Consider the following 20,644-nt stretch of genomic DNA (forward strand, 5'->3'; position numbering starts at 1 on the left):
GGGCCGGTTTTCGCCCGCGCTGGGTTGACGCAAAGGAAGCGCCTTGGGACAGGAAGCAACGCGCAAAGCCGGTACTGTCATCGCCGTGCTTGCCATCCTCGCTGTCATTGCGACGAGTACCTTCCTCGCAATCCGCCAGAGCAGCGAGCAGGACAGTTCGCTTCGGACGATCCAGGCTTCCGGGCGGCTGCGCCACGACCTCGACCAGGTTCAGCATGCCATGCTCGATGAGCATGCGACGCTCTACACCTCGATAGCCACGGTGCCGCTCTACAACCGCGCGGCCTATACCTTTCCGATGCTGGAACTGCTCGCGTTGACGCGCGACGCGCGCGAGAGCTGCAGCGAGAATCAGGAATGCGTATCGCGGCTATCGGACCTGGACGACATGATCGGCAGACTCAGCGAGCTGAGCTTCGGTCTCGCGCGCACGATCGCGGAGCATCCCGGCAGCGTGGCAGTGGGCGACCCCAGACTCGAGGAAATCGACGCGTATTTCTATAGCGTCCTCGAACGGGTAGTCGACGTACGACTCGCGGCCGATGCCAAGGTCGCTTCAGTCGTCAGCAAATCCTCGCTCGACGGGAAGTGGTTTACGCGCGTGCTGTTGGGCTGCGGCGTCGCTTCGGCCTTGCTGCTGCTTTCGCTGATTCACTGGAACGGCCGCATCGGAGCGCATCTGCGCCGCTCGCTCAAAAGCCTCGAACATCAAGCCAGATACGATGCCCTGACCGAGCTGCCGAACCGGGTGCTGCTCGGCGAACACCTTTCGGAGTCGCTGGTGCGCGCGCAAGCGACTGGCCAGAACGTTTCCGTCCTTTTTCTCGATCTCGACCGTTTCAAGGACGTCAACGATTCGCTCGGACACCGCGTTGGCGATTTGCTGCTGCAAGCCGTGGCGCGAAGGCTTCAGCGCCTGCTGCGCGCGACGGATTTCGTCGCGCGCTACGGGGGCGATGAATTCGTCATCGTCGCGGAACGGGCCGACGCGACGCAACTCACCGAAATGCTGGAGACGCTGATTCACGAGATGAGCGAGCCGTATAGCATCGGCGAGCACGAGCTTTATCTCGAAGCAAGCATCGGCGTCAGTACGTTTCCACAAGACGGCGCGCAGCCTGAACTGCTCACGCGCAATGCCGATGCCGCGTTGTACGTGGCGAAATCGCGCGGGCGAAACGGCTATCAATTCTACGAACCGGAGCTGAGCCGGGCGGCCGCCGAGAAGTTGCGGCTCACGACGCGACTGCGGCGCGCGGCGAAAGCCAATGAGTTGTATCTCGCGTATCAGCCGCAGATCGATATGAAAACCGGATGCATCGTCGGTGCCGAGGCGCTGTTGCGCTGGCACGATGACGAACTCGGTGAGGTGTCGCCGGCCGTCTTCATTCCGCTTGCCGAAGAAACCGGTCTGATTCAGAGCATCGGCACATGGGTATTGCGGCAGGCGTGCCTGCAGGCGAGCGCGTGGGTACGCTCGGGGCTTCCGCCCGTGCGCATCTCGGTCAATGTTTCGCCACTTCAACTCGAACGGGCGGACCTTCCCGGCGTAGTGCGCTCGGCACTCGAGGAGGCCAACTGGCCCGCCGAACTGCTGGAACTCGAAGTCACCGAGGGCACGCTGATGCGCAACGCCGAAGAAGCGCAGCGGGCTTTTCGCGAGCTGCGCGAACTCGGTGTGTCCATCGCCATCGACGACTTCGGCACCGGCTATTCGAGCCTCAGCTATCTGAAACGCTTTAGCGTCGATCGCATCAAGATCGATCGCGCCTTCGTTTGCGAGATCGGCAGAGACAAGGAGCTCGAAGCGCTATCGCTTGCGATCATCGCGATTGCTGAAACGCTGAGCTTCGATGTGATCGCTGAAGGGGTCGAGCTCGAGGTCCAGCGCGAGTTTCTGGTCCGCCACGGATGCACGGTGGCCCAGGGTTTCCTGTTTAGCCGAGCGGTCTCGCCGGAAGCTTTAGCGCAATTGCTCGGCAAATCCCCGGTCGCGTCTTCATTGAGCGTGGCGACTTTCCGTGGATTCACTTTCTGAGCCGCAACATGTATCCGCGCTGACGCACTACTTACGTTTTGTCACCAGCGCAGCGTCAACTCCTGTATTCCGCCCTACGTTAAACCGGCAGCGCTGAAATGATTCAGCCGCGACAAACGAATCCACCGATTCAACCAGGAGTCACATCATGAAGACGCTTTTCGCCGCTGTTGCTTCCGCACTGCTCGTGTCGACCGCATTTGCTCAAACGGCCGCACCGTCCGCCGCACAACCCGCACAACCCGCGCAAGCCACGCAGCTGCCGACTGCCGGCCACGCGAATCTGAAAGCAAGCACCGCGGTACAAGCCGGCGCGACCGACGACAGCGCGACCGCAGCGAAAGCGCCCGCCGAAGCCGCCGCGCAAAAGCACGTGAAAAAGACTTCCGCCCATACGAAGAAGGTCCACAAGTCCACGAGCAAGCATGCCGTAGAAACGAGCGCCGCGAAGACTAAAACGGAGAGTGCGAAAGAGGCCAGCACTGCCCCGGCGAAAGCCGACGGCGCACAAGCCGACACGACCAAAACGCAATAACACGTGATCGGTTTCGGCGCTGACCGGCCATGCAGGTGCTGTTCAAATAGAAGCTGATCGAAGCCGGACCGTGCCGTTCAGGGAGGGCGAGTCTTGTGACTCGCCTTTTTTTATTCCGCGCGCGATGCCGTGTCGTATCTTTTTGTCGACAGACGCGCGAATTTTTGCACCGTCTTTACTCGCGGGCGATTACTCTCGAATTGTTCCAATTCACCCTCGCGTTACACGAACGCCGCATCACATGGCTCTCACGCAATCGCTCGACACGCTCTCTGCGCAACCTGCCAGCAAGCAGGTTCAACCCAGCAACGTCATTCCTTTTCCGTCGGCGCGTTCGCTTCTGCTCGTGACGCTGCCGCAGCCTCACTTGCGCGCACTGCTTCATTCGCCGCTCGGCGTCTATGTCATCAACACGGAGCCGGTGCGCGGAGAAGTCCGCGTGCAACTCGACATCGCTCGCGAAGATCTCGACTTCACGCTGCACATGCTGCTCACCTCGTTGCCCGCCGCGACGATCGGCCCATTGAAACGTCGCGCCGGTCACCCGAGTGCGCGTTAAACGCGCTCGACGAGCACAGTACGAACCATGGACAGCATCAGGGGGCGATCGTCGCTGATCGTCGGCTACCCTATGGTTTGAAAATCCGCTCCGCGCGATTATGCTGACGTTGACACAGGAGCGGCATTCATGAGAACGCTGACGCAGCAACTGACGCAATACGCGGCCTACCATCGCGACCGGCGCAATATCGCCACGCACTTCGTCGGCATTCCGATGATCGTGCTCGCGCTCGCGGTGTTGCTGAGCCGCCCGTCGTTCGGTGCCGGGATGTTCCCGGTCACGATGTCGCCAGCGTGGCTGTTGTTCGTCGCGGCGACCGTCTATTACCTCGCGCTCGACGTGCCGCTCGGCGTGCTGATGGCGTGCATCTCGGCGCTCTGCCTGAGGTTCGGCGAGTGGTTGGCCGCCCAAACGACGCTCGTGTGGCTCGCGACCGGCATTGGACTCTTCGTGATCGGCTGGTTGTTCCAATTCGTCGGTCACGTCGCGTACGAACATCGCAAGCCGGCCTTCGTCGACGACGTGATCGGCCTGTTGGTCGGCCCGCTATTCGTGCTCGCCGAAGCGCTGTTCGGGGTCGGCTGGCGTCCCGAACTGCGCGACGCGATCGAGGCGCAGGTAGGCCCGACTCGCATCAATCCACAGCGGACCGAAGCGCATCGCTGAGCGCGCGTCGCCGTTCAGCTCGACGCAAACCGAACGAAGCGCACGCTGTGCAGTGCGGTCAGCGCAACGGCGATCCAGATCGGCACATAGGTCGCGAGTTGCGCGACGCTCAGCGTTTCGCGCAGCAGCGTGATCGATACGAACACGAGCAGCACCGGCTCGACGTAGCCGAGGATGCCGAACAACGCGACCGGCAACAGGCGGCTCGCCTTCAGATACGAAGCGAGCGCGAGCGTGCTCAACGCGCCGAGGCCCGGCAACAGCAGAAACCACATTTCCGCGCGTCCGGCGATCGCTTGCAGCGAACCGCCGACGAGAATGGACACGATCGCCACCGGCAGCAGCAAGGTCATTTCGACGGTGAACATCGCGAGCGAATCCTGATTGATCTGGCGGCGCAGCATGAAATAAGGCGGATAGCCGAGCGCGACGACGAGCGTCGGCCACGAAAACGCGCCGGTCACCCACAGCTCGTGCGCGACGCCAACCGCAGCGCAGGCGACCGCAACCCACTGCAACGCGTCGAGCCGCTCGTGATAGTGGAAGCGCCCGACCAGCACCATCACGAGCGGCAGCAGGAAATAACCGAGCGACACTTCGAGCATGCGCCCATGCAGCGGCGCCCACAGAAACAGCCATAGCTGCACGCCGAGCAAGCCCGCGGCCACGCTCATCGCGATCCCGAGCTTCGGCTGCTTCATCATTCGGACAACGAGCGCGCGCAGAATCGGCAGACGCTTGCGCACCGCGACGAGCAGGACCGCGCCGGGCACGGTCCATACGATGCGCCACGCGAAGATGTCGAGGCCCGAAAGCGGTTTCAGCAGCGTCGCGTAAGCGGAGAGCAATGCGAACATCGCCGACGCCCCGACCGACAATGCGATCCCGCGCCTGAAGTCGTTGGGGTTCATTGCGCGGTCCGGAATCGGTGTGACGCTTGGCGTTGTGGCGCGCGACGCAGGCTTGCGGCGTTCGTTGTCGTCATGAATATGATGTCTCGTGAGCAGGCGGGCATGGGTGCAAAGCGGCCGGCCCTGCATTGTTGTTCTGAAGCGGCGCTGCAAAAAACTCAGAAAACGGGCATTCTAGACGGGTTGGTCGCCGACGGGCCTGCGCTTTTTCGTCAATCGGCTGCAATTAGTCGTGCGCATTGCGCGTCAATGCACTAGAACATAACTTCATGTGCGCGGCCGGCGAACCCATTTCCGGTTCGTCATCGTCGTGCGCGAATCTTGCTACCAGGTTTTGCACGCTGTGGCCCCGTCGCCCGCGACAACGACAGCCACAGTGGCACGAAACGAGCAGCACCCACGAGCCGGGTCGGCGAATGCAACTCCGAGCGTAGTCTCGGAGCCCGTCACCAACCGACGTCCGCGCATCTCGCCCACGGCACGCGTCAACCGCTTTTCATCGCGCATGCCACCACCCGGCAGCAATCCCGCTCATCGAATGTGACTACTGGAGCCAGCATGACCCAGCCAGCCCTATCGCTTAGCAACTCGCCTTCCGAACTGCGCCGCGCCTTCGCCGCCGACGTATACGCCGGCCTCACCCACACGCCGCAAAAAGAGCTGCCGTCAAAGTATCTGTACGACGAAGTCGGCTCCGCACTTTTTGAAGTGATTACCGTATTGCCCGAATACGGCGTCACGCGCGCCGAAGAGCGGCTGCTGACGAAGCACGCGGCCGATATCGTCGAGCATTTGCCGCATGACGTGACGGTCGCCGAACTCGGCAGCGGCAGCGGCCGCAAAACGCGGCGCATTCTCGAGGCGCTGTGTAAAAAGCGCCCCACTTCTTACTGCCCGATTGAAATATCGCGCAGTGCTTTGCAGTTGTGCCGGCGCGAACTCGGCGACATCGAGCGGATTTCGATCGTCGGTTATGAGCGTGACTATCTGGCCGGTCTCGCCGAGGTGAGCCGGCAGCGCGCACCCGGCGACCGCTTGCTCGTGCTGTTTCTCGGCAGCACGATCGGCAACTTCGGCCGGCTCGCGGCAACGCGTTTTCTGCGCGACATCCGCAACATGCTCGCGCCCGGCGACGCGCTGCTGCTCGGCACCGATCTGATCAAACCGACCCCCGTGCTGATCGCCGCGTACGACGACGCGGTAGGCGTGACCGCGTCGTTCAATCTGAACCTGCTCGCGCGCATCAACCGCGAACTCGACGGCGACTTTCCGCTCGATGAGTTCGAGCACGTGGCGCGCTTCAATCCGGACGCGCGCAGCATCGAGATGCATCTGCGCGCAAAGCGCGATATCACCGCTCACGTGCGCGCCGCAAAGCTGACGGTGTCGCTGAAGGAAGGTGAGACGATCTGGACCGAAAGCAGCCACAAGTATCGCGCGGAAGAATTGCCCGCGATTGCCGATGACGCCGGCTTCGTGTGCAGCCATCAATGGATCGAGGATGAGTGGGGATTCGCGGAGAGTTTGCTGGTGGCGCGCTAAGCGCTGACCTCGCGGCGAATCACCGCCGATAAAGGCCATCAACGAAAAGCGGCGAGCCCTCCTCTGGACGGCGCGCCGCTTTTTTTAACCCGCGTAGCTCGAACTCAATGCTGCTCGAAGCGCTCGTACCGCTTGTCGGTCGCGCGCTCCTCGCCGCTCACCTCGGTCACACGCGCCGCCGGCGGTCCGTGACGCAGCCACGACAGCATCCGGTCGATCTGATTGGCCGGTCCCTGCAGCATCGCTTCGACCGAACCGTCGTCGAGATTCGCGACCCATCCCTTGATGCCAAGGGCGTGCGCCTGGCGCACCGTCGCCAGGCGAAAGCCAACGCCCTGCACGGTGCCGCGCACCCGCGCGTAATACGTTTCGATCCGCTCATCCAGATCCGGGGCCATGCCGCTACCTCCTTTTAATGCCTGACAGTCTTTCAAGCCGGCATTCTAGTCGTGTCCCGGCGAGCGTGCTCGACAACACCCATCCCTCGCGCGCGCCACGTACAATCCGTCGACCGTCACGCAGGAAATGGAAACAGAATGACCGAACAGAATCGCGATCTCGTGCTCGTGACCGGCGCGTCCGGCTTCGTCGGCTCGTCGGTGGCGCGCATCGCGCAAAGCAAGGGCTTTCGTGTACGCGTGCTGGTGCGCGCGACGAGTCCGCGCAAGAACGTCGAATCGCTCGATGCGGAAATCGTCGTCGGCGACATGCGCGACGAAGCATCGATGCGCAACGCGCTGCGCGGCGTGCGCTATCTGCTGCACGTGGCCGCCGATTATCGGCTGTGGGCACCGGACCCCGGCGAGATCGAACGCGCGAACCTCGAAGGCACCGAGGCGACGATGCGCGCGGCGTTGAAGGAAGGCGTCGAGCGCATCGTATACACGAGCAGCGTTGCGACTCTGAAGGTGACGAGCTCCGGCCAGTCCGCCGACGAAACCTCGCCGCTGCGCGCCGATCAGGCGATCGGCGTCTACAAGCGCAGCAAGGTGCTCGCCGAGCGCGCTGTCGAGCGCATGATCGCCGAGGACGGTCTGCCCGCGGTGATCGTCAATCCGTCCACGCCGATCGGCCCGCGCGACGTAAAGCCGACGCCGACCGGCCGCATCATTCTGGAGGCGGCGCTCGGCAAGATTCCCGCATTCGTCGATACCGGGCTGAACCTCGTGCACGTCGACGATGTCGCCGCCGGCCACTTCCTTGCGCTCGAACGCGGGAAGATCGGCGAGCGCTATATTCTCGGCGGCGAAAATCTGCCGCTGCAGCAGATGCTCGCCGACATCGCGGCGTTGACCGGTCGCAAGGCACCGACACTGAGCCTGCCGCGCTGGCCTTTGTATCCGCTCGCGATGGGCGCGGAAGCGGTCGCCAAGTTCACGAAGCGCGAACCGTTCGTCACCGTCGACGGACTGAAGATGTCGAAGAACAAGATGTATTTCACGTCGGCGAAGGCGGAACGCGAACTGGGGTATCGCGCGCGGCCATATCGCGAGGGTCTCGCCGATGCGCTCGAATGGTTCCGGCAGGCGGGGTATCTGAAGCGGTAAGCGACAGCCGTAAGCAATTTGTTACAAGTCCCGCGCCGGCGACGGGTCCAAGCCCGCGCGCAGCAGGTAAAATCGCGGGTCCTACCTGAGAAACCTCGCATGAATCTTCACGAACAGCTCGGCGCGCTGGAAACGGGCGTCGATCAGCTCATTCAGGCTGTCGTGGCCACGCAGGCCGAGAACACTCCCCAGACAAACGCTGACGCGGCGGCATCGCCCGCGGCGGCGGAGCACGCCGCGCACGACATAGCAGCGGAACAGCCCGCGAGCCCCGCAGCAACCGCCGCAGCGATCGATAAGCCGGCCGCCCCGCAATTGCAGCCGACGCTCGAGATCAACCGCCCCGCCCGTGACGAAATCACGATGACGATCGGCAACCAGACCGTCGCGCTGCGCCCGGAGCAGATCAGCCGGCTGATCGAGGAACTGTCGAACGCGCGCGCGTCGATGACGCCGGAGCAGCCGCAGGGCATCCCGCCGGGCTGGCAATTCGTGTCGACGAAGAATCCGATGATGGCCGTGCAGAAGCAGTCGAGCGGCGACCGTTTGCTCGTGATGCGCCACACCGGCCACGGCTGGGTGCCGTTCACGTTCTCGCCGGACGTCGTGATCCAGATGTACATGATGCTGACGAACGCGTGACGAGAAGCGCGTGACGAAAAAAAAAGCGGCCAGGAGCCGCTTTTTTTTTCGTCTGCATTCTGCCGGCAGCATCATTGGCCATCGCCAAACGAATTCACCTCTCCTGCACCGGCGCCTGCACGCGCGCCTTCCACTGTCCACCCTTGCCACGCCAGTAACGCACCGCAGATGCGAACGTTGCGCCGACATAGAACAGTGCCACGAGCGGCAGAAACGGCGCCCACAGTGGCGCGCGCCGGTAATAGACGAGCATCGGCGCATACGCGCAGCACATCGCGGCCCACGCGATCCAGGCCGGCCAGCCGAGCGGCCCGAGAATCAACGCCGCGACCGGCGGCAACAGATAGATGATCGCCATACCGACGAGCGTGCCCGCGAGCAGCAGCGGCGAGTAGCGCAACTGCGTGAACGCGGTACGGGCGATCATGTTCCAGATGTCGCGCCAGCTATCGTACGGACGCAGCGACACGCTCTTCGCCGCCACGTCGAGGCGGATCGGATGACGCCCGCTGCCGCGATGCTTGATGCGCGCCGCGAGACTGCAATCGTCGATCAGCTCGGCGCGGATCGACTCGATGCCCCCCGCCTCCTCGAGCGCCGCGCGGCGCACCAGCATGCAGCCGCCCGCCGCGGCCGCGGTACGGTTGCGCGGATTGTTGACCCACGCGAACGGATACAGCTTCGCGAAGAAGAATACGAAGGCCGGAATCAGCGCCTTTTCCCAGAACGAATCGCAGCGTAGCCTGACCATCAGCGAGACGAGGTCGCGCTTTTCGGCATCCGCGCGCGCGACGAGCTGCGTCAACGCGTCGGCGGGATGGCCGATGTCGGCATCGGTCAGCAGCAGGAACTCGGCTGGCAAATCGAGCGTGCGCACCGCCTCGATGCCCTGCGACTGCGCCCACACCTTGCCGGACCAGCCCGGCGGCAACGGCTTCGCGCCCAGCACGGTGAGGCGCTCCGGACATTGCAGCTGCAGCGCGGCGGCCCGCACGGCGTCGGCGGTGCCGTCGGTGCTGTGATCGTCGACGACGATCACGTGGAACGCGCCCGGATAGTCCTGCTTGAGCAGCGACGTCACCGCCTCGGCGATCACGTCGACTTCATTGCGCGCCGGTACGACAGCCGCGACGGCCGGCCATGCTTCGCGCGCCGCGATGGTCAGCGGCGCGGCGGGACGCGCGCGCCAGAAGCCGCCGCGCGCGAACAGCAGCACGCACCAGATCAGCAGAGAAACACACGAAAGAATGAACAGGACCGCCGCCATTAAGCATTTCCCTCGATTGAGCGCGCCGCCATGCCGACGCGCCTGGATAGTTGCATTGTCAGGGTGCGTGCCGCCACCACGCACCAGTCGAACAGATTGAGCACCGGGCGCTTGCGGAACACATCGTAGTCCGCGCGTTCGATGCGCTCGAGATACCGCAGTCCGGCATGCACCGCGCCGCTCAGCTCGATGCCGAGCCGCCCCGGCGTGCGCAGCGCGAGCGGCGCGCCGCTGATCAGCGTGGCACGCACGAACGCGATTTCGTGTGCCATCAGCGCGCGCCACGCGTCATCGACGACCCCCTCGGCAATCTGCGCCTCGGTCACGCCGAAGCGCAGCAAATCGGCTTGCGGCAGGTATACGTGCTGTCGTTGCCAATCCGCAGCGACGTCGAGCCAGAAGCTGATCAGCTGCGAGGCCGTGCAGATCGCGTCGGCGTCGGCGAGGTTGTCCGGCGTCGCCGCGCCGACCAGATGCAGCAGCAGATGCCCGACCGGATGCGCCGAACGGCGGCAATAGTCGACGAGCGCGGCGCGATCCGCATAGCGATTCGTATCGATGTCCTGTGCGCAGCCGTCGAGCAGATCGTAGAACGGTTCGAGCGGCAGCTCGTATTGCGCGATCACGCCAGCCAGCTTGCCGAACAGCAGCGCATGCACGGGCGCTGCGCGCCGTTGCGCGATCGCGTCGAGCCCGGCGCGGAAATCGGCCAGACGGGCGTGCCGCTCGGCGGCGTTCCACTGACCTTCGGCGGAGATATCGGCCGCGGTGCGCACGACCTGATAGATAATACCGACAGGCGCGCGTAGCGCCTTCGGCAGCAACACGCTCGCGATCGGAAAGTTTTCGTGTTGATCGACGTCCATCCAGCGAGCCTCGAAACCATTCTGTAATACAGCGCGATGTCCGCGCAGCAAGGATCGGTAGTTTAAGGGTTCCGCCGTGACGGTGCAGTGTGCGGTCATGGCCGGGCGCGTTACGAGGCGATCTGGCGCTGGCTCGTTACATCGTGGTAACGCTCGTAGCCCCGGTCCTCCGCAAGGCCCGGCAGATGCGGCAAGCGCCCAACACACGGGCCGCACCAGAAAGCAAAGCGGCCCCGATAGCGTTAGAATGCGCGTTTGGTTTTGCTGTACCGGCCGGTCGCCGGGGCTCAAGACGTCAACTAATCAAGATGAGCGCGGCGATAAAGTCAGTTTCACGACTTCTTCGAAACCCGCGTTAGTCGGAGTTCGCCAACTTATGCGAGTCATCCTTGCCCAGCCGCGCGGCTTTTGTGCGGGCGTTGTCCGCGCGATCGAAATCGTCGATCGTGCGTTACAGCAACACGGCGCTCCCGTGTATGTCCGTCACGAGATTGTCCATAACCGTCATGTGGTCGACAATCTGCGCCAGAAGGGCGCGCGTTTCGTCGAGGAGCTCGATGAAGTGCCGCAAGGTGCCGTCGCGATATTCAGCGCGCATGGGGTTGCGCAAACCGTCGAACGCGATGCCGAAGCGCGCGGCCTCGACGTGCTCGATGCCACCTGCCCGCTCGTGACCAAGGTGCATGTGCAGGGTCGCCAGTACGTGGCCGCCGGCCGCACGCTGATCCTGATCGGCCACGCCGGCCATCCCGAAGTGGAAGGCACGATCGGCCAGATTCCCGGCACGGTGCTGCTGGTGCAGAGCGAGGCAGAGGTCGCGAAGCTCCAGTTGCCGGTCGATGCGCCGCTCGCCTACGTGACGCAAACCACGCTGTCGGTCGACGACACGCGCGGCATCATCGACGCGCTGCTGCGCCGCTTTAGCGACATCGTCGGTCCCGACACGCGCGACATCTGCTATGCAACGCAGAACCGCCAGGCTGCAGTGCGCGAGCTGAGCAAACAGGTCGACGTGCTGCTGGTGGTCGGCGCAACCAACAGCTCGAACTCGAACCGGTTGCGCGAAATCGGCAGTGAGAGTGGCGTGGCGAGCTACCTCGTCGCCGACGGCTCCGAAGTGAAGCCGGAATGGTTCGCTAACGTGCACACGGTCGGCATCACGGCCGGCGCGTCGGCACCCGAAGAAATGGTCGAAAACGTAATCGATGCGCTGCGCGCATTGGGGCCCGTCGATGTCACGACGATGGCGGGCCGTGAAGAAAAAGTCGAATTCAAGTTGCCATCGAAACTGATGCAACCACTCGCTGCACGCGAAGTTTAAGGAGGACGCCTTGTCTATTCCGCTGCTACAGAAAGTCCGCGTCGGCGCATACATCATGCGCCAGCATCTCTCCGGCAACAAACGCTATCCGCTCGCCCTGATGCTGGAGCCGCTGTTCCGCTGCAATCTCGCCTGCAATGGCTGCGGCAAGATCGACTATCCGGATCCGATCCTGAACCAGCGTCTGTCGCTCGAAGAATGCCTTCAGGCAGTCGACGAATGCGGCGCGCCGGTCGTGTCGATCGCCGGTGGCGAGCCGCTGCTGCACAAGGAAATGCCGCAGATCGTCAAGGGCATCATGGCGCGCAAGAAGTTCGTATACCTGTGCACGAACGCGCTGCTGATGGAAAAGAAGATGGACGACTACGAGCCGAATCCGTACTTCGTGTGGTCGGTTCACCTCGACGGCGACAAGGAAGCGCACGATCACTCGGTGTCGCAGGAAGGCGTGTACGAGAAGGCCGTCGCCGCAATTCGCGAAGCGAAGCGCCGCGGCTTCCGCGTGAACATCAACTGCACGCTGTTCAACGACGCGCAGCCGGAACGTGTGGCGAAGTTCTTCGACACGCTTGGCCCGATGGGCGTCGACGGCATCACGGTGTCGCCGGGTTATGCGTATGAGCGCGCGCCGGATCAGCAGCACTTCCTGAATCGCGACAAGACCAAGCAGCTGTTCCGCGAAATCTTCAAGCGCGGCAACAACGGCAAGAACTGGTCGTTCAGCCAGTCGGCGATGTTCCTCGACTTCCTCGCGGGCAACCAGACCTACGAATGCACGCCGTGGGGCAACCCGGCGCGTACCGTGTTCGGCTGGCAAAAGCCTTGCTACCTGGTCGGCGAAGGCTACGTGAAGACCTTCAAGGAACTGATGGAAACCACGGACTGGGACAAGTACGGCACCGGCAACTACGAGAAGTGCGCCGACTGTATGGTCCACTGTGGTTTCGAAGCGACGGCCGTGATGGACACGGTTGCGCATCCGCTGAAGGCGCTGAAGGTCAGCATGCGCGGTCCTAAGACCACGGGCGCGTTCGCGCAGGACATCCCGCTCGACAAGCAGCGTCCCGCCGAGTACGTGTTCTCGCGTCACGTCGAGATCAAGCTCGAAGAAATCACGCGCGCCGGCAAGGGCAAGAAGGTGGAGACCGCGACGGCGACGCACTAACGCGTTCCACAGGAGGCGGCCGGGCGCCGCCTATGAAGGATGAAAAAAGCGCAGTGGCCAATCAAGGCCACCGCGCTTTTCTTTTACCGACTAACGCTTCTGTCGACCGACCCGCTTACGCGCCGCGCGCATTATGCTCGGTCAGGAATTTGATCAGCCCGTCGATGCCGCCTTTGGCGATCTGATCGGCGAACTGCGTCTGATACACCTGGATGAGCCACGCGCCCATCATGTTGATGTCGTAGATCTTCCAGCCCGACGGCCCCTTGGTGAGCCGGTAGTCGATCGCATCGTCGCCGCCGGTGCTGATTACGTGCGATTGCACGACGATGTCGGTCGCGCCGGCGGGCGCGCTGACCGGTGCAAACTGGAACTTCACTTCCTGGTCGCGCAATTGCGATAGCGATGCGGCGTAGGTACGCGTGAGCAGCAGCGTAAACTGCTCGTACAGTTGCTTCTGCTGTTCCGGCGTCGCGGTCGCCCACGGCTTGCCGACCGCGATACGCGTGGTGCGCTGGAAGTCGGTGGCGGGCAGGAAGTGCGTCTGGACGACCTGGGTGATCTTCGCCATGTCGCCGCCGCGCGCCTGCGGGTCAGCCTTCATTGCAGTCACCGTGCCCTGGACTGCACTTTTTACCACCGCGTCGGGTGCGCTCTGCGCAAACGCCGCCGTGGATACCACGGCCGCAGCCACAAAAGCAGTCAGATATCGTTTCATACGCTTGTCATGACTCGAAAGAAGTAGCGCCGGCGGGCCGCAGCCCCGCGGCTAAAGAGGGTAGACCAGTATAGCGGGGATTACGTTCCCATCCTGGCGAAGCTGTCAGGAGTCGTACTTGCTACCGAAGTCGGGCTTGCTTGCCCGGGCTCTGTATACTTATGCACCTTCGTCAAAAACAACACCCGTGATAAGGCCACGTCCGCCTACATGCTGAAGCCATACATCGTCCGTCTCGTCGCGTACTCGGTGCGTCATCCGCTCAGGATCATCGCGCTGTCGATCGTGCTCGCTGTCCTGAGCGGCATATACGTCGCGCATAACTTCAGGATCAACACGGACATCAGCCGTCTCGTCGAGACCGACAAGCAATGGGCGGCAGCCCAGAATGCGATCGACGCAGCCTTCCCCGACCGCGGCGGCACCATGCTGGTGGTGGTCGAGGCGCGCGCGCCCGAATTCGCCGACGCCGCGGCCAACGCTCTGACCGCCGCGCTCAGAGCCGATCCCAAAGAGTTCACGTCGGTCTCGCAACCCTCCGGGGGCCCGTTCTTCGAACACAACGGCCTGCTGTTTCCGTCCACCGACGAGGTGATGTCCACCACCTCGCAACTCGTACAGTCGCGCCCGCTCGTCAATCAGCTTGCGCATGATCCGAGCCTGACCGGTCTCGCCGGCACGCTGACCACGAGCTTGCTGCTGCCGCTGCAACTGGGCCAGGTCAAACTCTCCGACATGAGCCGTCTACTTGCGCAAAGCGCGAACACGCTCGATCGCGTGCTGGCCGGCCAGCCCGCCGCGTTTTCATGGCGCGCGCTCGTCGATAAGAGCGCCGCCACCGATCCGGCGCGTTCGTTCGTGGTCGTGCAGCCGGTCGTCAACTACGACGCGCTGGAGCCGGGTGCAAGCGCATCGAGGGCAATTCGCGCGACCGCGGTGTCGCTGCATCTTCAGGAGCGCTACGGCGCGACGATCCGCCTGACCGGCGAACAGCCGCTCGCAGACGAGGAGTTCGCGTCGGTGCAGGACGGCGCCGTGCTGAACGGCATCGGCACTTTCATGGTCGTGCTGATCATTCTGTGGCTCGCGCTGCGCTCGGGCCGCATGATCGCGGCCGTGTTCATCACGCTGTTCGTCGGCCTCGCGATCACGGCCGCGCTCGGCCTGTTGATGGTCGGCGCGCTGAACATGATTTCGGTCGCGTTCATGGTGCTGTTCGTCGGGCTCGGCGTCGATTTCGGCGTGCAGTTCGGCGTCAAGTATCGCGAGGAGCGCAACCGCGACGACCGGCTATCGGCCGCGCTGATGCACACCGCGCACAGCATCGGCGTGCCGCTCACGCTCGCGGCCGTGGCAGTGGCGCTGAGCTTCTTCTCGTTCCTGCCGACCGCGTATCGCGGCGTGTCGGAGCTTGGTCAGATCGCGGGCGTCGGCATGTTCGTCGCGTACTTCACCAACATGACGCTGCTGCCGGCGCTGCTGAAGATCTTCAATCCGCCGGGGGAAGTCGCATCGCCGGGTTTCAAGCAGCTCGAACCCGTCGACGACTTCCTCGATCGCAATCGCAAGCCGGTGCTGATCGGCACGCTGATCGTCGTGATCGGCGCGACGCCGCTGCTCGCGCACCTGCGTTTCGACTTCAATCCGCTGCATCTGAAGGACCCGCATACGGAGTCGATGGCGACATTGCTGTCTTTGAAGGATTCACCTGAAGCCGCGGTCAACAACGTGCAGGCGCTGGCGCCGTCGCTTGCCGACGCCGACGCGATGGCCGAGCGGCTGCGCAAGCTGCCGGAAGTGGGCCGCGTCAACACGCTGAGCACCTTCGTGCCGGCCGAGCAGCAGCAGAAGATGATGTTGATCGCAAGCGCCGCGCAGCAACTGCTGCCGGCGCTGCAACAGCAGCCTGCGCCGCAAGCCACCGACGCGGTGCGCGTCGCCGCCTTGAAGCGCGCGGCCAATCAGTTGTCGCTCGCCGCCGAGGACCACCCGGGCCCGGGCGCGGCGGAGGCACAGCATCTGTCGACGACCTTGCAAAAGCTCGCGGCCGCCGACGCCGCCACGCGCGACCGCGCCGAAGTCGCGATGTCCGACACGCTGCGCATCGCGTTGAAGCAGCTGGAGAACCTTCTGCAGCCGACCGAAATTACTCAGGAGACGCTGCCGCCAGGCATCACCGCGATGTGGATCGGCAAGGGCGGCCACTCGCTCGTCGATATCGCGCCGAAGGTGCCGCCCGGCGTCGACCCGAACGACGACCAGATGCTCGCCCGCTTCGCGCGCGCGGTGAAGCAGGCCGAGCCGGGCGCGATCGGCGGACCGATCTCGATCATCCATTCGGCCAACACGATCATCAAGGCGTTCCTGCAGGCGGCCGTCTATGCGCTGCTGTCCATCGCCGTGCTGCTGTGGATCGCGTTGCGCCGGATCGGCGACGTGCTGCGCACGCTGGTGCCGCTGCTGGTCTCCGCGTTGGTCACGCTCGAGCTGTGTGTGGTGTTCGGGATGCCGCTGAACTTCGCGAACATCATCGCGCTGCCGCTGATGCTCGGCGTCGGTGTCGCGTTCAAGATCTACTTCGTGATGGCGTGGCGCCACGGCCAGACCGGCCTGTTGCAGTCGAGCCTCACGCATGCGGTGCTGTTCAGCGCCGCCACAACGGCCACCGCGTTTGGTAGCCTGTGGCTGTCGCACCATCCGGGCACGTCCAGCATGGGGAGGCTGCTCGCGCTTTCGTTGTTCTGCACGCTGATCGGCGCGGTGGTTTTCCAGCCGGTGCTGATGGGCAAGCCGCGTCAACGTCGCGGGAAGCAAAAAGGAATATAAGCATGAAGCTGCGTAACACCGCGCTGGCGCTCACCGCCGCGGGTCTCATTTCGGGCTGCGCGACCGCCCCGGATCGCAAGCCGGGCGATCCGTTCGAGCCAGTGAACAGGGCGATCTTCACTTTCAACGACGGAGTCGATCGCTATATCGCGGTGCCGGTCGCGAAGGGCTATCAGAAGGTGACGCCGCAGCCGCTGCGCACCGCCGTCAGCAATTTCTTCTCGAACCTCGGCGATCTCACCAACGCCGCGAACGCGCTGCTGCAACTGAAGATCACCGACGCGACCGAAGACATCATGCGGTTCGCGTTCAACTCGGTGTTTGGTATCGGCGGCCTGCTCGACTGGGCGACGCCGGCCGGCCTGCCCAAGCATCATCAGGACTTCGGTCTGACGCTCGGGCATTGGGGCATTCCGTCGGGTCCGTATCTGGTGCTGCCGCTGTTCGGGCCGAGCACGGTGCGCGACAGCATGGGGCTCGTCGTCGATGTGAAGTTCAATCCGCTGAACTATGTCGAACCGGCGACCCGCAATCCGCTGTACGTGCTGCAGTTCGTCAGCACGCGGTCGGATCTGCTCGGCGCGACCAGCCTTCTGGAGCAGGCTGCACTCGACAAATACTCGTTCGTGCGTGATGCCTATGTGCAGCAGCGCCTCGCGCGTCTGCGCGGCACGGGCAATAACCCGGCGCCGCTGCCGGAGTACGACGATCACGGCGATACCGGTCCCGCTGCTGCCCCCGCAGCAGGCGCGCCGGGCGCGCTGCCGAACTACAACGATCCGGGTGAGTCCGCGCCGGCGCCCAATGGGGCTTCCGGCGGCGCGACCAAAGCGCCTGGCGCGGATCTGCCGAACTACGCCGATCCGGGGGACAGTGGCGCGGGTGCAATGCCGGCTGCGCCTGCGGCGCCGGCGTCGTCTCCGCAGTAATACGCGCTCCAAAGCACAGCGGGGCGCCCTCGATGGGCGCCCCGCGTGGAAGTCAACCGCCGCCCGACCAACCCGCGGGCCTTACTACAGCCCGCTCAGTGCAGGCTCTCGACCTCGCTGCGCGCCGCGACCCGATCTTCCTCCACCGTCGCGACTGATGCCGGTTGCGGCACCGGCTTGGAGTTCGCGCGATAGTGAGCGAACTGCTCGTCCGCGTAACGGATACGCGTGCGGCCGTGCGGCGCCGGGTCGCCGTTTTCGTCGAGATTGACGAACACCATTTTCTCGACCGTCAGAATGCTCTTGCGAGTGATCTTGTTGCGCACTTCGCAGCGCAGCGTGATCGACGTGCGGCCGAAATGCGTCGCGGTCATGCCCAGTTCGATGATGTCGCCCTGGCGCGCCGAGCTGACGAAGTTGATCTCTGACATGAACTTCGTCACGACACGCTGGTTGTCCAGCTGAGAGATCGCGTAGATCGCGGCTTCTTCGTCGATCCAGCGCAGCAGGCTGCCGCCGAACAACGTCCCGTTGGGATTCAGGTCTTCGGGCTTGACCCATTTTCTTGTGTGGAAATTCATTTGGTACTCCGTGTCTGAGGCTCCCGGGTAGCCGCGTCATGCGCCAGAACCTAGGGGTTAACGCTAGCATTGTCCCAAAGATAAGGGTTTTCCCTAGTATATCAACGATTGCATAATTAATCGTGCCGATAGTCGGCGGTTCTCTTAAAGGACTGGCGATGGTTGCGACCGACGGAAAAAGCCCGCTCGAGAGCGAGCGGGCAGGTCAGGGATGTACTGCCTAGTCCATCGGGTCATACCGGTGGAATCCTTGGTAGCCGGTTGTGTCCTCTACCTTGGTTATCCGCCAGTGTCCGTTTTCCATTGCGACGAACACGAGGAGATTCTGCTTTTCGGCTAAGCCGAACGTCACTGGAATTACCCCGGTCCCGCCGAGCGCGATTGCCGGGTGCAAAGTCATCGTTTTGAGCCATATCTGTGGATCAAGGTCTTGCGCCCGCGTGAAGTAGTCCGCGCCGCCTAGCAAGCGTTTGTGACGATAGTCAATCCCGCAGATTATCGACCGTTGGTTTTGCCACATAGTTGTAAATGTGGTTATCCGTCAATTGATAAACGCTGCCCTCCTGTTGAAAATACCGTGTGTAAAACGCCTTTACAACAGTTTCTGGTGTATCCGGAGTCGCTGGGCTAGCTACGCCCGGCTTGAGTGTCAACGAAAGCGCCAGTGAGGCAAAAACGCACAAAATAAATTGATCATAGTCATTCGCGCCGGAATATTTTGTATGCGGGTTTGATGGTTCGATAGGGCCGGCCCCCTGATAAGCAGTGTATTTTCGTCCAACATCGCCTGAAATTTAGCGGGACGCGCTGATCATGTCGATTAGTGAAAATTAATTTCACCATAATTTGCGATTAAATCCACCATTTCTATAGTCAAAACGTTATCTCAAATAAAAAGAGCATTCGTCAGCTAGAATTTCCTCGTTTTACAGACGGGAGAAAGCAGTGAGCGATAACGGTATTCGTTTGGCATACACAAAAATATTCGAGCCGTGGATTTGTTGACGTCCGTAGCGCTTGATGAAACGGCTAAACAATTCGGGATAAGCGACCTCACAGCTGCCGCAGTGGTCCTTTTAGGACAGGCGGATATACCGGTGTCGGGCAAGTAGCAGTTCGGATTGCTTTCACGCGGAATCTTGGTGCATTCGCCGGCCGGGTCCTAGTCATTGGGGAGATTTTTCTCGCTGCGGATGCGATACAGATCATGCGTCGCACCGTGACGACCTATAACCGTCTGGCGCTGCCCGAGGACAGGCTGCTGTGAATGACACGGATATCTGGGAACGCCTTGAGGCTTTCACTCGCGAAGAACTAGGACGGCCAATCTTTGGTGGCCCACTGAAGTTGACGCCCTCTACCAGGCTTGAACAGGACCTGGGGGTAACCGGACTTGATGGTGTCGAGTTTATCGACAGGTGAGCTCTCACGTTCAACGTGCAGGCGGACGGTTTTCCATACAGGCGCAAGAGGCCGGCGCGCCGACACTACGCCAGTCTGGCGCTCCACCGAACCGAACTGGTATGAACTGGATCGTCGATAAAGCGGCGCTTCTGCTCGCCGCTATCGCCGGTGCGGCGATCGCATGGACGCTGATTCGCTACAGCGGCCAGTGGTTTGCGCTGCTGCTGTTCACAGTGGCATTTGCCGGGCTTTTCGCGGACAACCAGCGGCTACGCAACCGCCTAAGGGACTTAGGCGAAGACCCGAGTCGCCGCTCCAAGTGCGGCTCCCGCACACGCTAGCGACTTGCTGCCATCGCCGTCGTTCAACCGGCGACACCCGTGAACCGCAGCGCGCCGCCCTCGCCCAACGCCTCCCGCGTCTCGACCAGCGTAGTCCGCGCGGCGCGCGCATCGCCGGCGAGCCGCAGCAGCGCACCCAGTTGCGATGGCTGCCGCAGCAATTCGAGCAGAATCGGCCCGAGCGCGGTGGTGCCGTCGTCGCGCAAACCCGCCGTCGCGGCCGGCGGCAGCGTGCGCCAGGCCGGGTCGACGACCGCTCGACACACGGCGAACGGCAGACCGTGCGCGGCAGCGGTCGCCCCCGCGATGTGCGATTCCATGTCCACCGCTAGCGCGCCGGTCGATTCGTGCAGCGCGCGTTTGTCTTCCGCGGTGATCAGCGGCGCGGCGACCGCCGCCGTCGCGCCACGACGCACACGTCCCGCGAGCCGTTCGGCCGTCCTGACGTCGGTTACCGCGGCGGCAATCCGCTCCGACCACCGCCGATCCGTGTCGATGCGTCCAAACGGTCCATGCACCGCATCCGCGACGATCAGCGCCCCTGGCTCCAGTTCCGGCGCGAGTCCACCCGCCGTGCCGAAACTGATGATCCCCGCCGCGCCGCGAGCGACCGCCGCGCTTAGCGCGCGCTCGAGCAGATCGGCCCGCGCCGCGTACACGACCTCGACGCGCTCGCTGCCGTCGCCGCGTGCGATGCGCGCCTCGAACGCCATGCCGGTCACGACGATCACTGGCAAACTGCTATCGCGCGTCCCGACGGACGGCGTCATCGACACGGACATC

Annotated in this window: 20 protein-coding genes and 2 pseudogenes; 14 read left to right on the forward strand and 8 right to left on the reverse strand. The window is 63.3% G+C overall.

Annotated features, from left to right (window positions below; all coding sequences use genetic code 11):
* Positions 1–43 precede the first annotated feature (43 nt).
* The 4 genes from ACLFKU_RS08030 to ACLFKU_RS08045 all read left to right on the forward strand — a co-directional run bounded on the left by ACLFKU_RS08030 (position 44) and on the right by ACLFKU_RS08045 (position 3,801).
* Positions 44–2,038 (forward strand): putative bifunctional diguanylate cyclase/phosphodiesterase, encoded by a 1,995-nt coding sequence (locus ACLFKU_RS08030; protein WP_368583430.1) that lies wholly within the window; start codon positions 44–46, stop codon positions 2,036–2,038.
* Positions 2,039–2,186: 148 nt separating this feature from the next.
* Entirely contained in the window at positions 2,187–2,573 is a 387-nt protein-coding gene (locus ACLFKU_RS08035) for a hypothetical protein (protein ID WP_368583431.1), read from the forward strand.
* 241 nt (positions 2,574–2,814) lie between these two features.
* Positions 2,815–3,132, forward strand: coding sequence for a hypothetical protein (locus tag ACLFKU_RS08040; RefSeq protein WP_368583432.1), 318 nt, complete (start codon positions 2,815–2,817; stop codon positions 3,130–3,132).
* A 129-nt stretch (positions 3,133–3,261) separates the two neighbouring features.
* The gene (locus ACLFKU_RS08045; RefSeq protein WP_410848712.1) at positions 3,262–3,801 is read left to right on the forward strand and encodes a DUF962 domain-containing protein; all 540 of its coding nucleotides are present in this window, start codon (positions 3,262–3,264) and stop codon (positions 3,799–3,801) included.
* Between the two features lie 14 nt (positions 3,802–3,815).
* Here the strand turns inward: ACLFKU_RS08045 and rarD are convergent, their stop codons facing one another.
* A complete protein-coding gene (rarD, locus tag ACLFKU_RS08050; RefSeq protein WP_410848713.1) occupies positions 3,816–4,712 on the reverse strand; it encodes an EamA family transporter RarD in 897 nt (298 codons plus the stop codon).
* 558 nt (positions 4,713–5,270) lie between these two features.
* Between rarD and egtD the strand changes: the two genes are divergently transcribed.
* Positions 5,271–6,254 (forward strand): L-histidine N(alpha)-methyltransferase, encoded by a 984-nt coding sequence (gene egtD / locus ACLFKU_RS08055; RefSeq protein ID WP_410848714.1) that lies wholly within the window; start codon positions 5,271–5,273, stop codon positions 6,252–6,254.
* A 104-nt stretch (positions 6,255–6,358) separates the two neighbouring features.
* On the opposite strand, the gene ACLFKU_RS08060 is transcribed toward egtD, so the two are convergent.
* The gene (locus ACLFKU_RS08060; RefSeq protein ID WP_013092809.1) at positions 6,359–6,652 is read right to left on the reverse strand and encodes an acylphosphatase; all 294 of its coding nucleotides are present in this window, start codon (positions 6,650–6,652) and stop codon (positions 6,359–6,361) included.
* A 138-nt stretch (positions 6,653–6,790) separates the two neighbouring features.
* Between ACLFKU_RS08060 and hpnA the strand changes: the two genes are divergently transcribed.
* Both hpnA and ACLFKU_RS08070 read left to right on the forward strand, forming a co-directional pair.
* Entirely contained in the window at positions 6,791–7,801 is a 1,011-nt protein-coding gene (hpnA, locus tag ACLFKU_RS08065) for a hopanoid-associated sugar epimerase (protein ID WP_184057734.1), read from the forward strand.
* Positions 7,802–7,900: 99 nt separating this feature from the next.
* The gene (locus tag ACLFKU_RS08070; RefSeq protein ID WP_410848715.1) at positions 7,901–8,443 is read left to right on the forward strand and encodes a hypothetical protein; all 543 of its coding nucleotides are present in this window, start codon (positions 7,901–7,903) and stop codon (positions 8,441–8,443) included.
* 94 nt (positions 8,444–8,537) lie between these two features.
* On the opposite strand, the gene ACLFKU_RS08075 is transcribed toward ACLFKU_RS08070, so the two are convergent.
* Both ACLFKU_RS08075 and hpnC read right to left on the reverse strand, forming a co-directional pair.
* Positions 8,538–9,710: a glycosyltransferase gene (locus tag ACLFKU_RS08075; RefSeq protein WP_410848716.1), complete on the reverse strand. Its 1,173-nt coding sequence runs from the start codon at positions 9,708–9,710 to the stop codon at positions 8,538–8,540.
* Entirely contained in the window at positions 9,710–10,576 is an 867-nt protein-coding gene (hpnC, locus tag ACLFKU_RS08080) for a squalene synthase HpnC (protein ID WP_410848717.1), read from the reverse strand. Before hpnC ends, ACLFKU_RS08075 begins: the two co-directional genes overlap by 1 nt.
* Positions 10,577–10,952: 376 nt before the next feature.
* On the opposite strand from hpnC, the gene ispH reads away from it, so the two are divergent.
* Together ispH and hpnH are read left to right on the forward strand one after the other, a co-directional pair.
* A complete protein-coding gene (ispH, locus tag ACLFKU_RS08085; protein ID WP_368583440.1) occupies positions 10,953–11,897 on the forward strand; it encodes a 4-hydroxy-3-methylbut-2-enyl diphosphate reductase in 945 nt (314 codons plus the stop codon).
* Positions 11,898–11,907: 10 nt separating this feature from the next.
* Positions 11,908–13,062 (forward strand): adenosyl-hopene transferase HpnH, encoded by a 1,155-nt coding sequence (gene hpnH, locus ACLFKU_RS08090; RefSeq protein WP_013092815.1) that lies wholly within the window; start codon positions 11,908–11,910, stop codon positions 13,060–13,062.
* A gap of 115 nt (positions 13,063–13,177) precedes the next feature.
* Here the strand turns inward: hpnH and ACLFKU_RS08095 are convergent, their stop codons facing one another.
* Positions 13,178–13,780 carry a phospholipid-binding protein MlaC gene (locus tag ACLFKU_RS08095; RefSeq protein WP_176120875.1) on the reverse strand — a complete coding sequence of 201 codons (603 nt, stop codon included), beginning with the start codon at positions 13,778–13,780 and terminating at the stop codon, positions 13,178–13,180.
* 210 nt (positions 13,781–13,990) lie between these two features.
* Between ACLFKU_RS08095 and ACLFKU_RS08100 the strand changes: the two genes are divergently transcribed.
* Positions 13,991–16,606, forward strand: a complete 2,616-nt coding sequence (locus tag ACLFKU_RS08100; protein ID WP_410848718.1) for an MMPL family transporter — start codon at positions 13,991–13,993, stop codon at positions 16,604–16,606.
* A 2-nt stretch (positions 16,607–16,608) separates the two neighbouring features.
* On the forward strand, positions 16,609–17,535 hold the full coding sequence (locus ACLFKU_RS08105; protein ID WP_410848719.1) for a VacJ family lipoprotein: 927 nt from the start codon (positions 16,609–16,611) through the stop codon (positions 17,533–17,535).
* Positions 17,536–17,630: 95 nt separating this feature from the next.
* Here the strand turns inward: ACLFKU_RS08105 and ACLFKU_RS08110 are convergent, their stop codons facing one another.
* On the reverse strand, positions 17,631–18,116 hold the full coding sequence (locus ACLFKU_RS08110) for an acyl-CoA thioesterase (protein WP_368583443.1): 486 nt from the start codon (positions 18,114–18,116) through the stop codon (positions 17,631–17,633).
* A 220-nt stretch (positions 18,117–18,336) separates the two neighbouring features.
* Positions 18,337–18,636 (reverse strand): DUF3828 domain-containing protein, encoded by a 300-nt coding sequence (locus ACLFKU_RS08115; protein ID WP_410848720.1) that lies wholly within the window; start codon positions 18,634–18,636, stop codon positions 18,337–18,339.
* Between the two features lie 451 nt (positions 18,637–19,087).
* Here ACLFKU_RS08115 and ACLFKU_RS08120 point away from each other — a divergent pair.
* The 3 genes and pseudogenes from ACLFKU_RS08120 (at position 19,088) to ACLFKU_RS08130 (ending at position 19,861) form a co-directional block, all read left to right on the forward strand.
* Positions 19,088–19,383: pseudogene (locus tag ACLFKU_RS08120) on the forward strand (hypothetical protein).
* Positions 19,380–19,535 (forward strand): annotated as a pseudogene (locus tag ACLFKU_RS08125) (acyl carrier protein); the annotation flags it as partial. The pseudogenes ACLFKU_RS08120 and ACLFKU_RS08125, both read left to right, overlap by 4 nt.
* A 104-nt stretch (positions 19,536–19,639) precedes the next feature.
* Positions 19,640–19,861 (forward strand): hypothetical protein, encoded by a 222-nt coding sequence (locus tag ACLFKU_RS08130; RefSeq protein ID WP_368583445.1) that lies wholly within the window; start codon positions 19,640–19,642, stop codon positions 19,859–19,861.
* 23 nt (positions 19,862–19,884) lie between these two features.
* Here the strand turns inward: ACLFKU_RS08130 and ACLFKU_RS08135 are convergent, their stop codons facing one another.
* Positions 19,885–20,643, reverse strand: a complete 759-nt coding sequence (locus ACLFKU_RS08135) for a phosphorylase (protein WP_410848721.1) — start codon at positions 20,641–20,643, stop codon at positions 19,885–19,887.
* Between the last annotated feature and the right edge of the window lies 1 nt (position 20,644).

Source organism: Paraburkholderia sp. EG304 (genome assembly GCF_046543485.1).
GTDB lineage: Bacteria > Pseudomonadota > Gammaproteobacteria > Burkholderiales > Burkholderiaceae > Paraburkholderia > Paraburkholderia youngii.